15 protein-coding genes are annotated in these 16,341 nt (G+C 67.5%); 8 read left to right on the top strand and 7 right to left on the bottom strand.

Annotated features, from left to right (window positions below; genetic code table 11):
- Position 1: 1 nt before the first annotated feature.
- From IU448_RS25650 to IU448_RS25675, 6 genes are all read right to left on the bottom strand, one after another.
- Positions 2–1,018 (bottom strand): MCE family protein, encoded by a 1,017-nt coding sequence (locus IU448_RS25650; protein WP_195058247.1) that lies wholly within the window; start codon positions 1,016–1,018, stop codon positions 2–4.
- Positions 1,015–2,277 (bottom strand): MCE family protein, encoded by a 1,263-nt coding sequence (locus IU448_RS25655; RefSeq protein ID WP_324188717.1) that lies wholly within the window; start codon positions 2,275–2,277, stop codon positions 1,015–1,017. Before IU448_RS25655 ends, IU448_RS25650 begins: the two co-directional genes overlap by 4 nt.
- 11 nt (positions 2,278–2,288) lie before the next feature.
- Positions 2,289–3,146, bottom strand: a complete 858-nt coding sequence (locus IU448_RS25660; protein ID WP_195058249.1) for an MlaE family ABC transporter permease — start codon at positions 3,144–3,146, stop codon at positions 2,289–2,291.
- 14 nt (positions 3,147–3,160) lie between these two features.
- Entirely contained in the window at positions 3,161–3,955 is a 795-nt protein-coding gene (locus IU448_RS25665; protein WP_195058250.1) for an MlaE family ABC transporter permease, read from the bottom strand.
- Between the two features lie 757 nt (positions 3,956–4,712).
- The gene (locus IU448_RS25670; RefSeq protein ID WP_195058251.1) at positions 4,713–5,219 is read right to left on the bottom strand and encodes a hypothetical protein; all 507 of its coding nucleotides are present in this window, start codon (positions 5,217–5,219) and stop codon (positions 4,713–4,715) included.
- Positions 5,219–5,821, bottom strand: coding sequence for a TetR/AcrR family transcriptional regulator (locus IU448_RS25675; protein ID WP_195058252.1), 603 nt, complete (start codon positions 5,819–5,821; stop codon positions 5,219–5,221). Before IU448_RS25675 ends, IU448_RS25670 begins: the two co-directional genes overlap by 1 nt.
- A 435-nt stretch (positions 5,822–6,256) precedes the next feature.
- Here IU448_RS25675 and IU448_RS25680 point away from each other — a divergent pair, with 435 nt between their 5' ends.
- The 7 genes from IU448_RS25680 (at position 6,257) to IU448_RS25710 (ending at position 14,907) form a co-directional block, all read left to right on the top strand.
- Positions 6,257–7,426, top strand: coding sequence for an amidohydrolase family protein (locus IU448_RS25680; protein ID WP_195058253.1), 1,170 nt, complete (start codon positions 6,257–6,259; stop codon positions 7,424–7,426).
- 30 nt (positions 7,427–7,456) lie between these two features.
- Positions 7,457–8,692, top strand: coding sequence for a M24 family metallopeptidase (locus IU448_RS25685; RefSeq protein ID WP_195058254.1), 1,236 nt, complete (start codon positions 7,457–7,459; stop codon positions 8,690–8,692).
- Positions 8,682–9,806 carry a M24 family metallopeptidase gene (locus IU448_RS25690; protein WP_195058255.1) on the top strand — a complete coding sequence of 375 codons (1,125 nt, stop codon included), beginning with the start codon at positions 8,682–8,684 and terminating at the stop codon, positions 9,804–9,806. The genes IU448_RS25685 and IU448_RS25690 overlap by 11 nt, the downstream gene beginning before the upstream one ends.
- Positions 9,807–9,856: 50 nt before the next feature.
- Positions 9,857–10,885 carry an enoyl-CoA hydratase/isomerase family protein gene (locus IU448_RS25695; protein WP_195058256.1) on the top strand — a complete coding sequence of 343 codons (1,029 nt, stop codon included), beginning with the start codon at positions 9,857–9,859 and terminating at the stop codon, positions 10,883–10,885.
- Positions 10,886–11,197: 312 nt separating this feature from the next.
- Positions 11,198–13,708 (top strand): CoA transferase, encoded by a 2,511-nt coding sequence (locus tag IU448_RS25700; RefSeq protein ID WP_324188718.1) that lies wholly within the window; start codon positions 11,198–11,200, stop codon positions 13,706–13,708.
- Between the two features lie 95 nt (positions 13,709–13,803).
- A complete protein-coding gene (locus IU448_RS25705) occupies positions 13,804–14,439 on the top strand; it encodes a type 1 glutamine amidotransferase family protein (RefSeq protein ID WP_195058258.1) in 636 nt (211 codons plus the stop codon).
- Between the two features lie 12 nt (positions 14,440–14,451).
- Complete coding sequence (locus IU448_RS25710; RefSeq protein ID WP_195058259.1) at positions 14,452–14,907, top strand: MarR family winged helix-turn-helix transcriptional regulator; 456 nt, start codon at positions 14,452–14,454, stop codon at positions 14,905–14,907.
- Between the two features lie 154 nt (positions 14,908–15,061).
- Here IU448_RS25710 and IU448_RS25715 read toward each other — a convergent pair whose 3' ends face one another.
- Positions 15,062–15,817 carry an SDR family oxidoreductase gene (locus IU448_RS25715; RefSeq protein WP_195058260.1) on the bottom strand — a complete coding sequence of 252 codons (756 nt, stop codon included), beginning with the start codon at positions 15,815–15,817 and terminating at the stop codon, positions 15,062–15,064.
- A gap of 156 nt (positions 15,818–15,973) precedes the next feature.
- Here IU448_RS25715 and IU448_RS25720 point away from each other — a divergent pair, with 156 nt between their 5' ends.
- The gene (locus IU448_RS25720) at positions 15,974–16,297 is read left to right on the top strand and encodes a hypothetical protein (protein ID WP_195058261.1); all 324 of its coding nucleotides are present in this window, start codon (positions 15,974–15,976) and stop codon (positions 16,295–16,297) included.
- The last annotated feature ends 44 nt before the right edge of the window (positions 16,298–16,341 follow it).

Below are 16,341 nucleotides of genomic sequence, written 5' to 3' on the forward strand. Positions count from 1 at the left end.
CTCAGGGAGCGCACCTTCCGTCGGTCTGTACGGCGGCCGGTATCTCGACGACCTGACCGGACAGGTCGTTGACCCGCAGCGTCAAATCGCACAGGTAGTACTGGATGAAGTTGCCGTAGGCCCCGGTGCGCACCAGTTTCCGGAAGTTCTCCGGCGCCTTCTGCAGGGCGGTATCGAGTGTTTCCTTGTCGCCGTCGATATTCGCGGCGAGCCGATTGACCTGGTCGATCGTCCCGGCCAACGGCGTGCGGCCCTGGTTCAGCAGATCGGCGACGGTGGCGGTGCCTGCCTCCAGGGAATCGATGGCGGCCGCGATCGGGTCGCGGTCGTTGCTGAGCTGGGTGATGAGTTGTTCGAGCCGGTCGACCAGTCCCGTGAACCGGCCGCCCTCGTCGGCGAGGGTGGTCATCACGGTGTTCAGATTGTCGATCAACTGCTCGACGGTTTCGTTGTTGTCGGCCAAGGCCGCGGAGAAGGAGGCGGTGCGGCCGAGGATGGAATTCACGGTGTCCTCCTTCCCCTGCACGATTTCCAGTAGTGACCAGGTCAGGGCGTTGACATCACGGGCATCGAGGCCCTGGATCACCGGTTTCAGACCGCCCAGCAGCAGGTCCAGGTCCAGTGCGCCGGTGGTGTTCGCTATCGGTATTTCACCGCCGGCGGGCAGCGTGTTGCCGGGACGGTCGGTGATTTCCAGATAGCGGTCGCCGACCAGATTCAGGTACCGCACCGCGACCTCGGTACCGGTGGTCAGCGACAGCGAGCGGTCGGCATCGAACTCCACCCGCACCCGGTGATCCGCACGCAGCGAGACTCCGCGCACCGAACCCACCACAACCCCTGCCACCCGCACCGTATCCCCGGTGCTCAGCCCGGAAGAATCGGCGAAAACCGCCGAGTACTCGGTGGTGGAGCCGCTGCGGTATTCGCCGAAAACGATGATCAGGCAGGCCGAGAGCACCACCATGATCGCGGCGAAGACACCGAATTTCAGCAGCGGCGTATTGCGGTTGTTCATCGGGGTGCCTCCTTTCCCGCGGCGGCGGGCCCGAACAGGGCTTCGGCGAGCGAGGCGGTGTTCAGCGTGAGCCCGGACCGGAACGGCCCGGCCTGGGGGTTGGCCCCGACATCGGTGACCACGAACGGCGGGAAATCCTCGTAGGCCACGGGCAGCATCGAGCACTGCGGACCGCCCGATGCCGCGACCTTCGGCAGATGCTCCGGGTAGCGATACGGTTCGACACCCCAGAGGAAGTTCGCCGACAACCCGATCCCGGGCACCTTCACCGGTTCCACCTGCGCCAGATAGGCCAATCCGTCCAGTGCGCACGTCAGCGCCTGGTGATAGCGGTCGGTCAACTCGGTGGTCGGCGCCAGGACCTCCATGGCGCTCACCAGGCCGGGTCCGGCCGCCCCCACCACCCGGTTGCCGGTATCGGCGAGCCCGATCAGACTCATCAGCAGCACATCGAGTTGCTGCTGTTCGGAGACTACGGTGTGGCTCAGCTCGGTCGCGTTGCCCACGGTTTCGAGCAGGGCGGGTGCTGCGTCCGCGTAGGTCCGGGTGACCTCGGGCGCCATCGCCAGATCCGCGCGCAGGGCCGGTAAACCGGGCTCCAGCTTCGCCAGGAACGCCTCCAGGTCCACCATCATCTGCCCCACCCGGTCACCGCGCCCGCGCATCGCGGTGGCCAGCGCCCCCAGGGTTTCGTTGAGCTTCTCCGGCTGGATCTCGCCCAGTACCTGGGTGAGCTGTTCGAACACGGTATTGATCTCCACCGTCACGTTCTCGGCGTCGAACACCTGCCCCGGCTCGAGATGGGCCGTACCCGGCCGGGCGGGCGGCACCAACTGGATGTACTTGGCCCCGAATACCGTGGTGGCGGCGATGTCCACGGTGACATCGCCGGGTATCCGGGTGACATTGTCACGGTCGATGGCCAATTCGATCTCCGCGGTGCCGTCGGCGCGTTCGACAATCGATTCCACGGCTCCGACGGTCACCCCGCGCAGTTTCACCTCGGCATCGGGGTACATCACCAGACCGGCCCGCGGTGCGTGCACGGTCACCGCGACGGTGTCGGCGAACCCGCCCCGGAACAGAGTCACCGCGAGTACCACGATCGCGGTCCCTGCCGCGATCGCCGCGAGCCCCGCGGCGGGCCGGGCCAGCGGTTTCAGCCGGCCGGCCCAGCTCCGGTGCCGGGCGGCGCGCCGCGGCGCCGGTAGGTCCGGCGGCGCAGGCGCGGCCCCGCACGGTTGTGTCTCGTTTCCCACCAGCGCCATCCCTACCCCGACAACTCGAAGTTTCCGTTGGATCCGTACACCGCCAGCGAGACCAGCAGCGTGACCGAGACGACCGCGATGAGCGAGGTCCGCACGGCATTGCCCACCGCGGTCCCCACACCCGACGGCCCGCCGGCGGCGAAGAACCCGAAGTAGGTGTGGATCAACAGGATCGTGATCGCCATGAGAATCGCCTGCAGGAACGACCAGAGCAGGTCGATCGGGTTGAGGAAGGTCGCGAAGTAGTGGTCGTACAGTCCCGAGGACTGGCCCAGGATCACCACGGTGGTGAACCGGCTGGCGAGGAAGGAGGCGATCAGGGCGATGGCGTAGAGCGGGGTGATCGCGATCATCCCGGCCATGATGCGGGTGCCGACCAGGTATGCGATCGGTTCGATCGCAATGGATTCCAGCGCGTCGATCTCCTCGTTGATCCGCATGGCGCCCAGTTGCGCGGTGACCCCGGCGCCGAAGGTGGCCGCCAGGCCGATCCCCGCGACCACCGGCGCGGAGATCCGGACATTGATGAAGGCGGACAGGAACCCGGTGAGCGCCTCGATGCCGATATCGCCGAGCGAGCTGTACCCCTGCACGGCGAGCGTGCCGCCGGTCGCCAGGGTCAGGAAGCTGACGATCACCACCGTGCCGCCGAATGCCGCCAGCGTGCCCGCGCCCATACTGATCTCCGCGATCAGCCGGACCGTTTCGCGTTTGTAACGCCAGGCCGCCATCGGCGCGAACGCCAGCGCCTTCACATAGAAGATCGCGTGATCGCCGACCCGGCCGAGTGCGTCCACCGGTTTACGCAGCCGGCGGACCAGTAACGGGTACCGCGTGGTGAGAACCTCGGAGGCCGTCATCGAATCCCCTCCCCTCATCCGGTCGTCAACTGGATGCCGATCGCCGTGACCATCACATTGATGACGAACAGCGACATGAACGCATAGACCACGGTTTCGTTGACCGCGTTACCCACCGCTTTCGCGCCGCCGGTGACGATCAGCCCGCGATAGCAGGCGACGATCCCGGCCACCAGACCGAACAGCAGGGCTTTGACCGATGAGATGACGACCTCGTCGATACCGGTGAGCAGGGTGATCCCGGCGACGAACGCGCCCGGATTCACGTCCTGGACATACACCGAGAACACATAGCCGCCGAGTACCCCGATGATGCAGACCAGGTTGTTCAGCAGGAGTGCTACCAGGCCGGAGGCCAGCATGCGCGGGGTGACCAACCGCTGCACCGGGTCGATTCCGAGTACCTCCATGGCCGCGATCTCCTCACGGATGGTCCGCGACCCCAGATCGGCGCACATGGCCGTGGCGCCGGAGCCCGCCACGATCAGCACCGTGACCATCGGGCCGACCTGGGTCACCGCGCCGAAGGCGGCGCCGGCGCCGGAGAGGTCCGCGGCGCCCAGCTCGCGCAACAGGATATTCAACGTGAAGCTCACCAGCACGGTGAACGGAATCGCCACCAGCAGCGTGGGAACCAGCGAGACCCGCACGATGAACCAGGACTGTTCGAGGAATTCCCGGGTCTGGAAGGGGCGGCGGAAGGCGAAACGCACCGCGTCGGCGGTCATCGCGAACAGGCCGCCCACTGTCTGCAGTGGGCCCTCGAAACGGTCTCGGAGCCGGACCAGATGGGGCGTTCGGATGGTCATACCGGCCTCACGACGTCGGACGCGGTTGCCGGCCTGCCGAGGAATTCGTCATCGCAGTGCTCCTGTCGAACGTTCGACGCTCGGTGGAATACGCCGGCGCGCGCTTCCACCGAGGGCGGGGCGGCTCGCGTGCGAACCGCGGCATGACGGGCAGCTCGGGTCTGCGGCTGCGGAGTTCGATGGCGGTCTGCGACCGTGGAGTTCGACCCGATGGCTATGCCGTCCCAGTCGGTGCTGCTGTCACAGCTTTCAGTGCGGAAATGTCATTCTCAATTTCCAATAGGATGACATTCGGTTTGTGAGAGCACAATACTTGCGGGCAAGTTTCCGGAAACCCCCACCGCAGCTCGACACCCCTGCGGCAACACCCGGCCGAAAAAGCCTACGAGCAGGCAGGATAACCCCGTCACGCCGGGAGCGGAGTGCGAAAACCGACGCGCACCACCCCGGAAAATCATGACGATCAACGTTTCAGAATTTGCCCGACCCCGTGCGCGGACCACGCCGGTCCGCCGAATTCGCATAATTGCGAACGGACCTCGCGGGAGGACAGCGGATAATTCACGAAACCCCCTCGACAACACCGTAAGAATAATGGCTGTCGCAGACGGGACCTCGAAACCCGCCACGATCACATCCCCCGCGGCCATTGTCCGGGCCGGTCCGTCACATACCGACCCGGCCGGCCGTCCTCACCTCATGGAGCCGGAGCCGATCCGCCCCGGCCCGCCCGCCCGTATCCAACCCCGTGTGCGCGTCAGACCGCCGGTACCAAATCCGCGCAGACCGGCGCGAATTCCATGGCACCGCTGCGGAATATCTCACTCGGAGTCACCGCGGCAGCCGAGAGCCCGGCCGCCATCAGCGCCTGCGCCTTGAACGCACGGGCCGCATAACTCAGGCGGTGCAACACCGGATCCACACCGTGGTCCTGCCCCGCCGGCCAGCCGTCACCCCAGACGACGACCTCGATCCCACGATCCTCCAGCGCCCGCAATACGCCTTTACGCGCCCGGCCGTCCCGGCTACAGACATCGGCGTTCACGGCCAGCGCTTGCGGCAACCGTCCCGGGACCTCGGTCGCCAGCACGGAGTCGAGCTCGCGGACCTCGGCACCGAGGATTTTCAGCGGGCGGATATCGGACGGCCGCGCGAGCAGGACCGTCACTTCCCACCCGGCCACCGAGCGGTCGAACAACCACCCGCCGGCGAACTGGACCGCGTCGGCCACGGTCGCCGCCACCACATCGAGCCGGTACCTCATCACATCTCCTTCGCCGCCAAGTCGCGGGCCAGCGACTCGGTGTAACCGTTGAAAACTTCGGCCAGCGGGATCGAACGATCGAGCAGCCACGAGATCTCCATTCCGTTCAGAAAGGCGACTATCTCGACCGCGCGCAGCCGCGGATCGAAATCGCGCCGGTACCGGCCACTGTCCTGGCCCCGCCGGATCGCCTGCGTGACGAGTTCGACGGCCGTGCGCCACCGATCGAGCATCCGATCGTGCAGTGGCGCCTCGGGCATGAGGTTCTCGACGAGGAGGACGACGAAGGTGCCGACCAGCTCCGGAGAACGTTCCATCCTGGTGACGACTTTGCGGATCTCGGCGATGAGATCGCCGCCGATATCCGCGTCCTCCAGGTCTTCGGCGTCACGGGCGTCCAGGACAGCGTGCAGCAACTGCTCCTTGGAGGAGAAGTGATGCAGCAACCCTGCGGAGGTCACTCCGGCCTCGCCCGCGATTTGTGCCAGGGTTGTACTGCGCCAGCCGTTCCGGGTGAGGAGGCGCTGCGCGACGGCGAGTATTCGCTGCCGGCGATCCTCCCCCTTGGCGAGGAGTGAGGCATAGGGACGAGGAGCTGTCATGGTCCGAACCCCGATCTGACAAACCTAGTGAACACACAGTAGGTTGGTTTCCGGGCTGTGACAAGGGTTACAGGGAAGCCGCTTTCGTAATGGGCCTTCACACGCGATCCAGAACCCGCGCGAAACGCGTATGGAGCCCTCGAAGCCCCTGCGGGACGCCGTTTCGAGCCACTGGCGAGAATATCATTCTCGCTGTGTACGCGGGCGCGAAACAAGACAAGTGCTGCAAATGGGTAGAACGTGACTCTCCCGTCATGATAATGTCGTTTTCAGTTCGGCGGGTAAGCCACCCCGCTTCCAGCCGCTCGCCCCGCCCATACGAGCGGACATTTCGCCATAGCGGTTCGATATGAAATCCGCGACGCCGGCCGGTGGCCGCGGGATACGGCCGCCGGCGGCAAATTCGCGAATCCAACGATCCATTGGAGGGTCACGATGCCGACTTCGCCCAGCAGCGCTCCGCTCTACCCCCCGCAGGGGTTCGGCCCGCCCAAGGACCGCCGGGGCCGGGCCGCGGGCAGCCTCGGGCTCCCCGCCGGCACCGAGGTCTTCTCCGCCGACAACCACATCTCGCTCGCCGACGATATCTTCTACGAACGGTTCCCCGAGGAATTGCGAGACAAGGCGCCGCGGGTCTGGTACGAGGAGGGGGCCTACCAGATCGGGCGTAAGGGAAAATCGTTTCTGCCCGGTGATTTCAGCCGGGTCCTGATGCAGTACGACCCCCTGGACGGCTCCTGCAGCACCAATCTCGAAGCCCGGGTCGCGGATCTGCGCGCCGACGGGATCGACAAAGAACTGGCTTTCCCCAATTCCCTGCTCGCACTGCTGTTCTATCCGGACAAGGCAGTCCGCGAACGCTGCTTCCGCATCTACAACGAATACATCGCCGAGGTGCAGGAGCGCTCCGGTGGCAGGCTCTACGGGGTCGGGTTGATCAACTGGTGGGACGCCGACGGCGCCCGCCGCACCCTCACCGAGCTGAAAGCGCTGGGGCTCAAAACCTTTCTGCTACCGCTGTCGGCCGGGAAGGACGACGACGGCGCGGTCATCGACTACGGCAGCACAGCGATGATCGACGTCTGGGATGCCATCGAGGAATCCGGTATACCGGTCTCGCACCATATCGGCGAATCCCCGCTGTCGGCGCCGTGCGAGGTGAACAGCGTGGTGGTCGGGATGATGCACAATGTGGCGCCGTTCCGGGAGTTGTTCTCCAAGTACCTCTTCAGCGGAATCATCGACCGGCATCCGGGTCTGCAGATCGGCTGGTTCGAAGGCGGTATCAACTGGGTCGCCTCGGCCCTGCAGGACGCCGAGCATATGCACGCATCCTACCGGCATATGTACAACCGGCCGCTGGACCACGAGGTCCGCCACTACTGGGACAACCATATGCGGGCCTCGTTCATGGTCGACCCGCTCGGCTTGGACATCATCGACCGGATCGGCGTGGACCGCGTGATGTGGTCGTCGGATTACCCGCACAACGAGAGCACCTTCGGCTACTCGGAGCAGTCCCTGGCCTCGGTCGTCGATGCCCTCGGGCCCGAGCAGGCGGCCCGCGTGGTGAGCGGCAACATCAAGGAATTCCTGGGTGTCTAGGCCCGCGCAACGCCGAGGAGGCCGTATTCGATGACCACGTACCCTGCCGTGACGACCGCGGCGATCGAGATACCCGATCTCCCGGACCGCACGAGGATGCGCCGGGAAACCGGGGCCCGGCTGCGTTCGGCCATGGCCGAACGCGGGGTCGACGCGGCGATCCTGCTGCTGAACAACAATGTCGTGTACGCGACCGGTGCGAACTGGCCGCTCGGCGACGCGGGCCTGGCCCATGTCGAACGGCCGGTGGCCGTGGTGACGGCCGACGACGAATGGCCCCATCTGTTCCTGCCGTTCCGCGCGGGCGCGGCGGCCGAATCCGAACTGCCGCAAGACCACTTGCATCCCCCGGTGTATCTCGAATTCGACGAGGGCGTGGCGGATTTCGGCCGCAAGCTGGCCGAACTGGTGCGGCCCGGCGGCACGGTGGCGGTCGACGAGTTCACCGGGGCCATGCTGCGCGCGCGCGACCGCCTCTTCCCCGGTGCGCAGCCGGTGGACGCCGCCACGGTGATCGGGCCGGCCAAATTGATCAAAACACCCGACGAGCTGTCCTGTATCCGCAAAGCCTGCCGGATCACCGAGGAGGCCATCGTCGACGTCCACGCCGCGCTGGCGCCGGGTGTCCGCCAGATCGACCTGTCCGCGGGCTTCGTCCGGCGCGCGTTCGAACTCGGTGCCACCGCGACCATGCTCGACGCCATCTGGCAGGTCATGCCGGACCGCAAGGCCGACGGGGTGTGGACCACCCACGGTGACCTCGCCCTGCCCCTGCTCACCACCGAACGTGAGCTGAAAGCCGGCGATGTGCTGTGGACCGACGTCAGCATCACCTACAACGGCTACTGTTCGGATTTCGGCCGCACCTGGATCGTCGGGCAGGATCCGACACCACGCCAGCAGGCGCAGTACCAGCAATGGCGCCATATCCTGCAGGCCGTTCTCGCGCAGATCCGTCCCGGCGCCACCGCCGGGCAGCTCGCACGGGCGGCCACCGAGGCGGCCGGCGGGCAACGCCCGTGGCTGCCGCATTTCTATATCTCGCACGGAATCGGCGTGAGCGCCGCCGAGACGCCCATGATCGGCACCGATCTCGGCGCCGAATTCGACGACAATTTCGTGCTCCGCCCCGGCATGGTGCTGGTCCTCGAACCCGTGGTGTGGGAGGACGGCACCGGCGGCTACCGCAGTGAGGAGATCGTGGTGGTTACCGACGGAGGCTGGACGCCTCTCACCGACTACACCTATGCCCCCTATGGCGATTGAGATCCTGCCGGACGATCGCGCGCTGCGGACCGGGCGCCGCGAGCGTGTGCTGGCACAGATGCACGCCCATGATCTCGATGTGCTGATCGCCGGACGGCAGGCCAATGCCCGCTATCTGTCCGGGGCGCCTCAGCTGTGGGTCGCCGGGACGCGGCCGTTCGGCCCGGTGGCGCTGCTGCTGCGGCAGACCGGCGCGGTCCATCTGCACAGCACCTGGGACGAGGGGATTCCCGAGGACATCCCGCGCGAGAACCTGTACGAAACCAAATGGGATCCGCGCAATCTCATGGCCGCCCTGCGCGATATCGACGGCGCGGCCACGGCACGCCGGGTGGGCACCGACGCCCTGTCGCCGGGCTTCGCCCAACTGCTGCCCATGGCTTTCCCGAATGCCGAGATCGTCGACGGCGAACTCGCGTTCCGGGCGGCGCGGCGGGTCAAGACCGCGGCCGAGATCGAGACGATGCGCGCCGGGCTGCGGGTCGCCGAACAAGGGCTGGGCGCGGCGGTGGCACAGCTCGCGCCCGGGGTCACCGAAGAGGGGCTCGCGGGCGTACTGCTGGAGGCGTGCGCGGCCGGCGGGGTGAGCACCCCCGCCACCCAGGACGCAGCGTGGGTGACCGCTCGCGACCATCCGTGGCGGCGGGCGAACGTGGACCGGCGGGTGCAGGATGGCGATCTGGTCGTCTTCTCCTCCGGTGTGCTCGCCGACGGATATATCGGGGAGGTCGGGCGGACCTGGCCGGCCGGTCCGGCGACCCCGGCCGTCGCGAAACTGTACGGCCGCTGGAACCGGCTGTGGGAGAAATTGTTACAGGTGTGCCGGGCCGGCGCGCGCGCCTCCGGGCTCCTGGACGCCTACTTCGACGCGGGCGAACCCCTGCCCGTAATGCCGGTCGCCCGCGGGCTCGGCATGGGATTCGACCCGCCGGTCGTGGCACCGGCATTGCGCGGTACCGCCGACGCGGAGCGCCTAGAGCCCGGAATGGTCCTCGCGGTGGCAGGCTATGTCTGGGCCGAGGGCGTGGGCGCCGTTTTCGGCCGCGACGCCGTGCTCATCGGTGACGACGGTCCGCGAGTGCTCACCTCGAGCCCGTACTGGGGACAGCAATGACCACCCGGAAACCGGCCGTGCGCGCGACCGGAGGCAGAGGAGCCGCGGATATGCCCGACAACGGGGCCGGCCAGGCCGGCGACAAGGCAACCCGAACGAAGCCGGGCACGCCGGAAACCGGGCAGGAATCGCAACAGCCCAGTGCCGAGGACATCATCCGGTATTCGAAGGACCCGTCGACCCGCATCGCGACCATCACCTTCGACCGCCCCGATCAACTCAACGCCCCCACCATGGCCGCGCGCCTGCGCTACGGCGACCTCATCCACCGGGCCGGTATCGACGACGAGGTCAAAGTCCTGGTGATCCGCGGCGCCGGGGACGATTTCGGGTCCGGCGCCGATCTCGGGGAATTCATGGCTGTGCAGAACGACCCCGATCAGGGGCCACGGCTGAGCGAATACAAGATCGGCCCCGAAGAAGTGCGGTACCCGCCCATGGAATCGTTCCGGCACGGCGCCAGTATCAGCCAGTGGTACGCAAACGCCCAGGCCGGCTGCCGAAGTCTGCAGGAGTTCAAGAAGATCAGCATCGTCGAGGTGAAGGGCTACTGCTACGGGTGGCACTTCTATCAGGCCGCCGACGCCGATCTGGTGATCTCCGCCGACGACGCCCTGTTCGGACATCCGTCGTTCCGGTACTACGGGTGGGGTCCGCGGATGTGGACCTGGGCGCAGACCATGGGGTTGCGCAAATTCCAGGAAATGGTGTTCACCGGCCGCCCGTTCTCCGCGGCAGAAATGGCGGAATGCAATTTCCTCAACAGCGTGGTCCCGCGAGCGGACCTCGAGGCCGAAACCGCGAAATACGCCCTCGCCTGTGCCCGGAACCGGCCCACGGACACGGTGTTCATGCAGAAGGTGTTCTTCGAGATCATGAAACAGCAGCAGGGCGAATACATGGGTAGCCTGCTCAGCGGTTTCTTCGAATCGATGGGCGCCCACATCCACGCCGACGACGACGATCTGATGCTGGACAACGCCTTCGACGACGGGTTGAACAACTCGGTCAAGGACAACGACAGCCGCTTCCCGCCGGAATTCCGGCTCAGCAGGTCGGGCCGGAAGAAAGCCGAATAATGGGACGAGGGCAGCCGATCGCACCGGATGTCGCTGGTTATCGGCAGTAAGCCGGCGGCCACGGGGCCGAGGAACGGCGCGGCCGCTCCGCGCACCGGCCGCGCCGACTGTCACGGCGCGGGTCCGTCGATCCAGTACCCGTGCCCCGGCACCACCGTGTGCACCCGACCGACGCAGCGAACCAGACATCCTGCGGAGGGCCACGGGCCCTACCGCCCAGCGGGAAAGTGAGCACCTATGCATCAGGAGCCCACCGCCGAACCGCCGGCGAGCGGCGCGCGCACCTCTACCGGGCGCGGCCGATACGACTCCGTGGCGAGACAGGCCGTGGCAGCCGGTGACGGTGGGGCCGGGAACGGGGTGCTCACCGGATACACCGTCGTATCACTGGCCGGTGGTATCGCCGGTTTCTACTGCACAAAACTGCTCGCCGACGCCGGGGCACGGATCGTCTTCGCGGAGCCACCGCAGGGTCTTGCCCTTCGCCGCCGGACGTCCTCGGACGCGGTACCAGAGCCGGGTGCCGACGGCGCCCTGTTCCAGTTCCTCGCCGGGGCGGGGCACAGTATCGTCGTCGATCCGTCTCGGGCCGACGACCGCGATCTGCTCGACGCCCTGCTCACCGCCGCCGATGCGGTCGTCTGGTCGCCCGGCGACGGCCTCGCCGACGATCCGCGCTGCGCACCGGCGGCCCTGCGGGAGCGTTATCCGCATCTCGTCGTCACCGCGATCACCTCGTTCGGGCTCGACGGCCCGTGGGCCGGGCGACCGGCCACCGAATTCACCCTGCAGGCATGGTCGGGTGGCATAGTCGGGCTCGGGCGCGGCGCACCGGAGCGAGCGCCGATCCATATCGGCGGGGAGGTGGGCGAATGGTTCGCCGGCGCGCACGCGGCGGCCGCGACCCTCACCGCCCGGCACCGCGCATTGCGCACCGGAACCGGTGAGCTCGTCGACCTCTCGATGCTGGAAACCCAGATCCTGGGCCTGTCGTACTACCCGGTCTCGTTCTACGACACCGTGAACCGCCCGTTCCGCACCCAGCGCCGGCTGAGCCGGCCCGGCGTCGCCACCGCTGCCGACGGGCTCATCGCGGTCGGTTGCGGTACCGCGCAACAGTGGTTCGACCTGTGCGTCATGGTGGGCCATCCGGAATGGATCGATGAGGATCCCACCCCCGCGATCACCGAACGCACCAACGAGAAGGCCGCCGAGATCGCCGCCTGGTTCGCCGAGCACACGGTGGCCGAGATCCGGGAACTGGCCACGGCGTTCCGGATACCCAACAGTCCCGTGGCCAACGGCGCCGACGTCACCGGAATCGACCAGCATCGGGCCCGGGAGTTCTTCACCGTGAACCCGCAATCCGGGTTCACGCAACCGGGTCCCCCTTTCCGTTCCTTCCCCACGCTGCTGCGCTCCCCCGAACCCGCGCCGACGCTCGGCGCGCACACGGACCACTACCGGAAGTCAGCAGGTACTGCCCGCGGGCACAGTGCGGACTCGGCTTCCGGGGCCGGGTACTCGCCGATATCGCCGCCACCGCCCGCGTCGACCTCGTACCGGTCGGCCACAGACGCCCCGCTCCCGTTCACGGGGTTGCGGGTACTGGATATGACCACTTTCTGGGCCGGTCCGTCCTGCACCCATTACTTGGCGTTACAGGGCGCCGAAGTGATCCACGTGGAATCGGCCCAGCGTCCCGACGGCACCCGGCTCATCGCCGGTGTCCCGGTCGACGAGGACCGGTGGTGGGAGAAATCCGGGATCTTCTCCGGGCTCAACACCAACAAGCGCGGAATCACCGTCGATTTCCGCACCGACACCGGTCGCGAGATCCTGCGCCGCCTCGTCGTCTCCTGCGATGTGCTCGTGGAGAACTACACCCCGCGAGTGATCGAGCAGATCGGCCTCGACTACGACACCGTCCGCACCCTGCGACCCGATGCGATCATGGTTCGCATGCCGGGTTTCGGGCTCACCGGGCCGTGGCGGGACAATCCGGCCTTCGCCTTTGTGATCGAGGATGCCTCCGGGCTGACCTGGCGCACCGGCTACCCCGGTCAGAACCCCGTCGAGCCCTACTGCCTCGGCGACCCGAATGCGGGCGTGCACGCGCTCGTCGGGCTCTTGCTCGCCCTGGAACACCGTAGGCGCACCGGCGCGGGAATGCTCGTGGAGGCCGCCATGGTGGACGCGGCCCTCAACATCACCGCCGAACAGGTCATCGAATACTCCGCCTACGGCACACTGCTGGAACGCGACGGCAATCGTGGGCCGCATGCGGCGCCGCAGAACCTGTACCGCGCGGCCGGCCTCGACGAGTTCGGCCGGCCCGACAACTGGGTCGCGCTGGCCGTCGCCACCGACGAACAGTGGGCCTCGCTCGCCGAGGCACTGGGTGACCCCGCCTGGGCGACCGCACCGCACCTGCGCACGGCCGCGGGCCGGCGCGCCCATCACGACGAGATCGATGAGCAGCTGGCCGCCTGGTGCGCCGACCGCCTGTCCGGCGAGATCGTCGACAGGCTCTGGGCGGCAGGTATTCCGGTGGCCGAGGTCCGGCAACCGCACCGTCAGGCCGAGATTCCCCAACTCGTCCACCGGGGCTTCTTCGAACCGGTCGCCCATCCGATCAATCCCACCGCGCGTCACAGCACGGTCCCGGCCCGCTTTTCCGCCGCTCCCGCGCGCTACCACCGCACGCACGCCCCGCTGCTGGGACAGGACAACAACGCGGTGCTGGGCGAACTCGGGTACACGGCGCAGGAGATCGCGGCCCTGGAAAGGGACGAGGTGATCGGCGGCGCTCCTGGTTTCTGAGACTCGTCGACCAGGCCCACTGTCGATCAACCTCATAGACAGCACACTGTCAGATGTTCATTGACAGCACACTTCCACTTTGACAGCATGTTGTCATGATTCCGAAGACCGTGCACCTGGCCGTCTACGACACCCTCGCGGACTGGGAGGTGGGCGCGGCCACCGCACATATCAACAACGGCAACTGGCACCGCGAACCCGGCCGGTACCGCATCCGCACGGTCGGCACCGGCACCGAACCGGTCACCACCATGGGCGGTATGCGAATCGTGCCCGACCTCACCCTGGGCGAACTGTCCCCCGCCGACAGCGCCATGCTCATCCTCCCCGGTGCCGACGGCTGGGACAGCGGCGACCTGAGCGACTTCGCGGACAAAGCGCGCGAGTTCACCGCCGCCGGGGTACCGGTCGCGGCGATCTGCGGTGCAACATTCGGTCTCGCCGCAGCCGGGTTGCTCGACGAGCGCAAACACACCAGCAACGTGGCCGAATACCTCGCCGCCACCGGCTATTCCGGCGCAGCCCACTACACGGACGAACCGGCCGTCACCGACCGCGGCGTGATCACCGCCAACTCCACCGCGCCGTTCGAGTTCGCCCGCGAAGTCCTCGCTGCCCTGGACGTCTACGAACCTGCCGTACTCGACGGCTGGTACCGACTGTTCGGCCAGGGCGACCCGGCCGGGTACGCGGTATTGGCCGAATACGAGGCCCGGCAGGCCGTGGTCTGACCGGGGCCCGTAATGGGGAACCCCGAACAGGAGTTGTTCAGCGCTGCCGCCATCACCTCGTTCCGGCTCAACGGCCAGTTTCTGGCCATTGCCGAGGAACTGGCCGCACCCGCCGGTATCACCGCGGCCTGGTGGCAGGTGCTGGGCGCGGCGCTGCGTGAACCACTCCCCGTCGCCGGTATCGCCCGCATCATGGGCGTGACCCGGCAGAGCGTACAGCGGATCGCGGATCTGCTCGTGGCCCGCGGCCTCGCCGAATACCGGCCCAATCCTGCCCACCGGCGCGCGAAACTGGTCGCCGTCACCGCAGCCGGACAGGCGGCCGTGCAGCGGATCGGCCCGCGGCACGCCGAATTCGCCGCCCGGCTCGCAGAGCAGGTGGGTCAGGACCGGCTGACCGAGATCGTGCGGGCACTGGCCGACCTCTCGGCCGCTGTCGACCTGCTCGATATCGACAGTGAGACCTGATATCGCCTCGGCACCGCCCGATACGCCCCGGAGCGGTGCCGACCGGACCTGGTGATCGCTGTTTCAGGCGGTCCTCGCGACGACAGGCGAGCCGAGCCATCGATCGAGCGGTGTCAGCTGCCCGTACCCGTGCCGGGATGCGGGCGGGCCCAGGTCAGATACCGGCGATCCGGCGCACGATCGGCAGCGGCAGCACTTTCATGGCGTAACCGAACGGGACCCACGGCCAGGCGGGCGTGTATGCCTTGAACCGGCGCTTCTCGATGGCCGAAACCATGGACCGCACCCCGGTCGGGGTATCGACCAGGAATTTGGGTGGATGGGCGGCCTTCTCGTTCATCTCCGAAGCGATATAGCCCGGGAACACGATGGAGACGTCCACACCCGGAACGCCTTCGGCGGCAATCCCTTCGGCCATGGCGGCCACACCGGCCTTGCTGGCCGCGTAACTGGTCATCGTCTTGGGCATCCCCCGCAGCGCCGAAATCGAGGAGATCACCACGAGATGCCCGCCGCCCTGCGCCCGGAAAATCTTCATGGCGGCTTCCATCTGCGCCATGGCGCCGAGGAAATTGGTGATCGCGGTCTGCCGGTTCGGCCGGTCACCGCCCTTACCGAAGGGCACGCCCTTTCCGAGTCCGGCGTTGACGATCACCCGGTCCAGACGGCCGAATCCGGCGGCGAACTCGTCGAACACCCGGGGCACCGCATCGAAATCGGTGACATCGAGGGCTGCCGTACGCACCCGTACCGCCGGATACGCACCGATGATCTCGGCGGCGAGGCCGTCGAGTCGTTCGGTCCGGCGGGCGCACAGGGCCAGGTCGTAGCCGAGGGCCGCGAACTGGCGCGCCATCTCGGCACCCAGACCCGAACTGGCGCCGGTGATGAGAATCGAACCTGTAGCCACGGTGGTGCATCTCCTGGAGTCGGCCGTACCGGTTACGGCGCGGCAGTGGACGGCAGGTTCCGAGCGTAGTGCGCGCAGACCGTCCGGCCCCCCGAATCCGTACAGGGTCGGCGCGGGCACCGGAAGACGTCACGCCCGGCGACCGCAGAGCGGCAGTTGCCGATCCGCCGGGGCCGTGCGCTACACCAGCAGGCCGAGGGCCGCGACGACGCCGCGATCACGGCGACCTTCACCGAGACTCGAGTCGATATCCGGTCAGGGGAACCAGAAGACGCGGTTACCTCCGCAATCACCGCCCCTCCCGACACCGCGAAAATCGACCCGCCGCAGACCGGCTCGTTCATCATCGGTTTCCGCGGCGTCTTCGCCGGGCCGGCCTGGCGGTTCGGCGACGCCGACGCTGTCGGCGCGCCGGCTGTGCCGACCGTGCGGTGCGGCCGGCCCGGCCGGGAACCGGTCGCCATCTCGGCCCCGCACTGATTGCGGGCCACCGATGACGCGGCATCACCGATCAATTCGCACCG

The sequence above is a fragment of the Nocardia flavorosea genome (assembly GCF_015477805.1).
In the GTDB taxonomy this organism is placed as follows: Bacteria; Actinomycetota; Actinomycetes; order Mycobacteriales; family Mycobacteriaceae; genus Nocardia; species Nocardia flavorosea_A.

Coding starts and splice junctions, on each gene's coding strand:
- IU448_RS25705 (WP_195058258.1), top strand. CDS start 13,804: ATGATTCCGAAGACCGTGCACCTGGCCGTCTACGACACCCTCGCGGAC.
- IU448_RS25680 (WP_195058253.1), top strand. CDS start 6,257: ATGCCGACTTCGCCCAGCAGCGCTCCGCTCTACCCCCCGCAGGGGTTC.
- IU448_RS25660 (WP_195058249.1), bottom strand. CDS start 3,146: ATGACGGCCTCCGAGGTTCTCACCACGCGGTACCCGTTACTGGTCCGC.
- IU448_RS25650 (WP_195058247.1), bottom strand. CDS start 1,018: ATGAACAACCGCAATACGCCGCTGCTGAAATTCGGTGTCTTCGCCGCG.
- IU448_RS25665 (WP_195058250.1), bottom strand. CDS start 3,955: ATGACCATCCGAACGCCCCATCTGGTCCGGCTCCGAGACCGTTTCGAG.
- IU448_RS25710 (WP_195058259.1), top strand. CDS start 14,452: ATGGGGAACCCCGAACAGGAGTTGTTCAGCGCTGCCGCCATCACCTCG.
- IU448_RS25695 (WP_195058256.1), top strand. CDS start 9,857: ATGCCCGACAACGGGGCCGGCCAGGCCGGCGACAAGGCAACCCGAACG.
- IU448_RS25670 (WP_195058251.1), bottom strand. CDS start 5,219: ATGAGGTACCGGCTCGATGTGGTGGCGGCGACCGTGGCCGACGCGGTC.
- IU448_RS25685 (WP_195058254.1), top strand. CDS start 7,457: ATGACCACGTACCCTGCCGTGACGACCGCGGCGATCGAGATACCCGAT.
- IU448_RS25690 (WP_195058255.1), top strand. CDS start 8,682: ATGGCGATTGAGATCCTGCCGGACGATCGCGCGCTGCGGACCGGGCGC.
- IU448_RS25675 (WP_195058252.1), bottom strand. CDS start 5,821: ATGACAGCTCCTCGTCCCTATGCCTCACTCCTCGCCAAGGGGGAGGAT.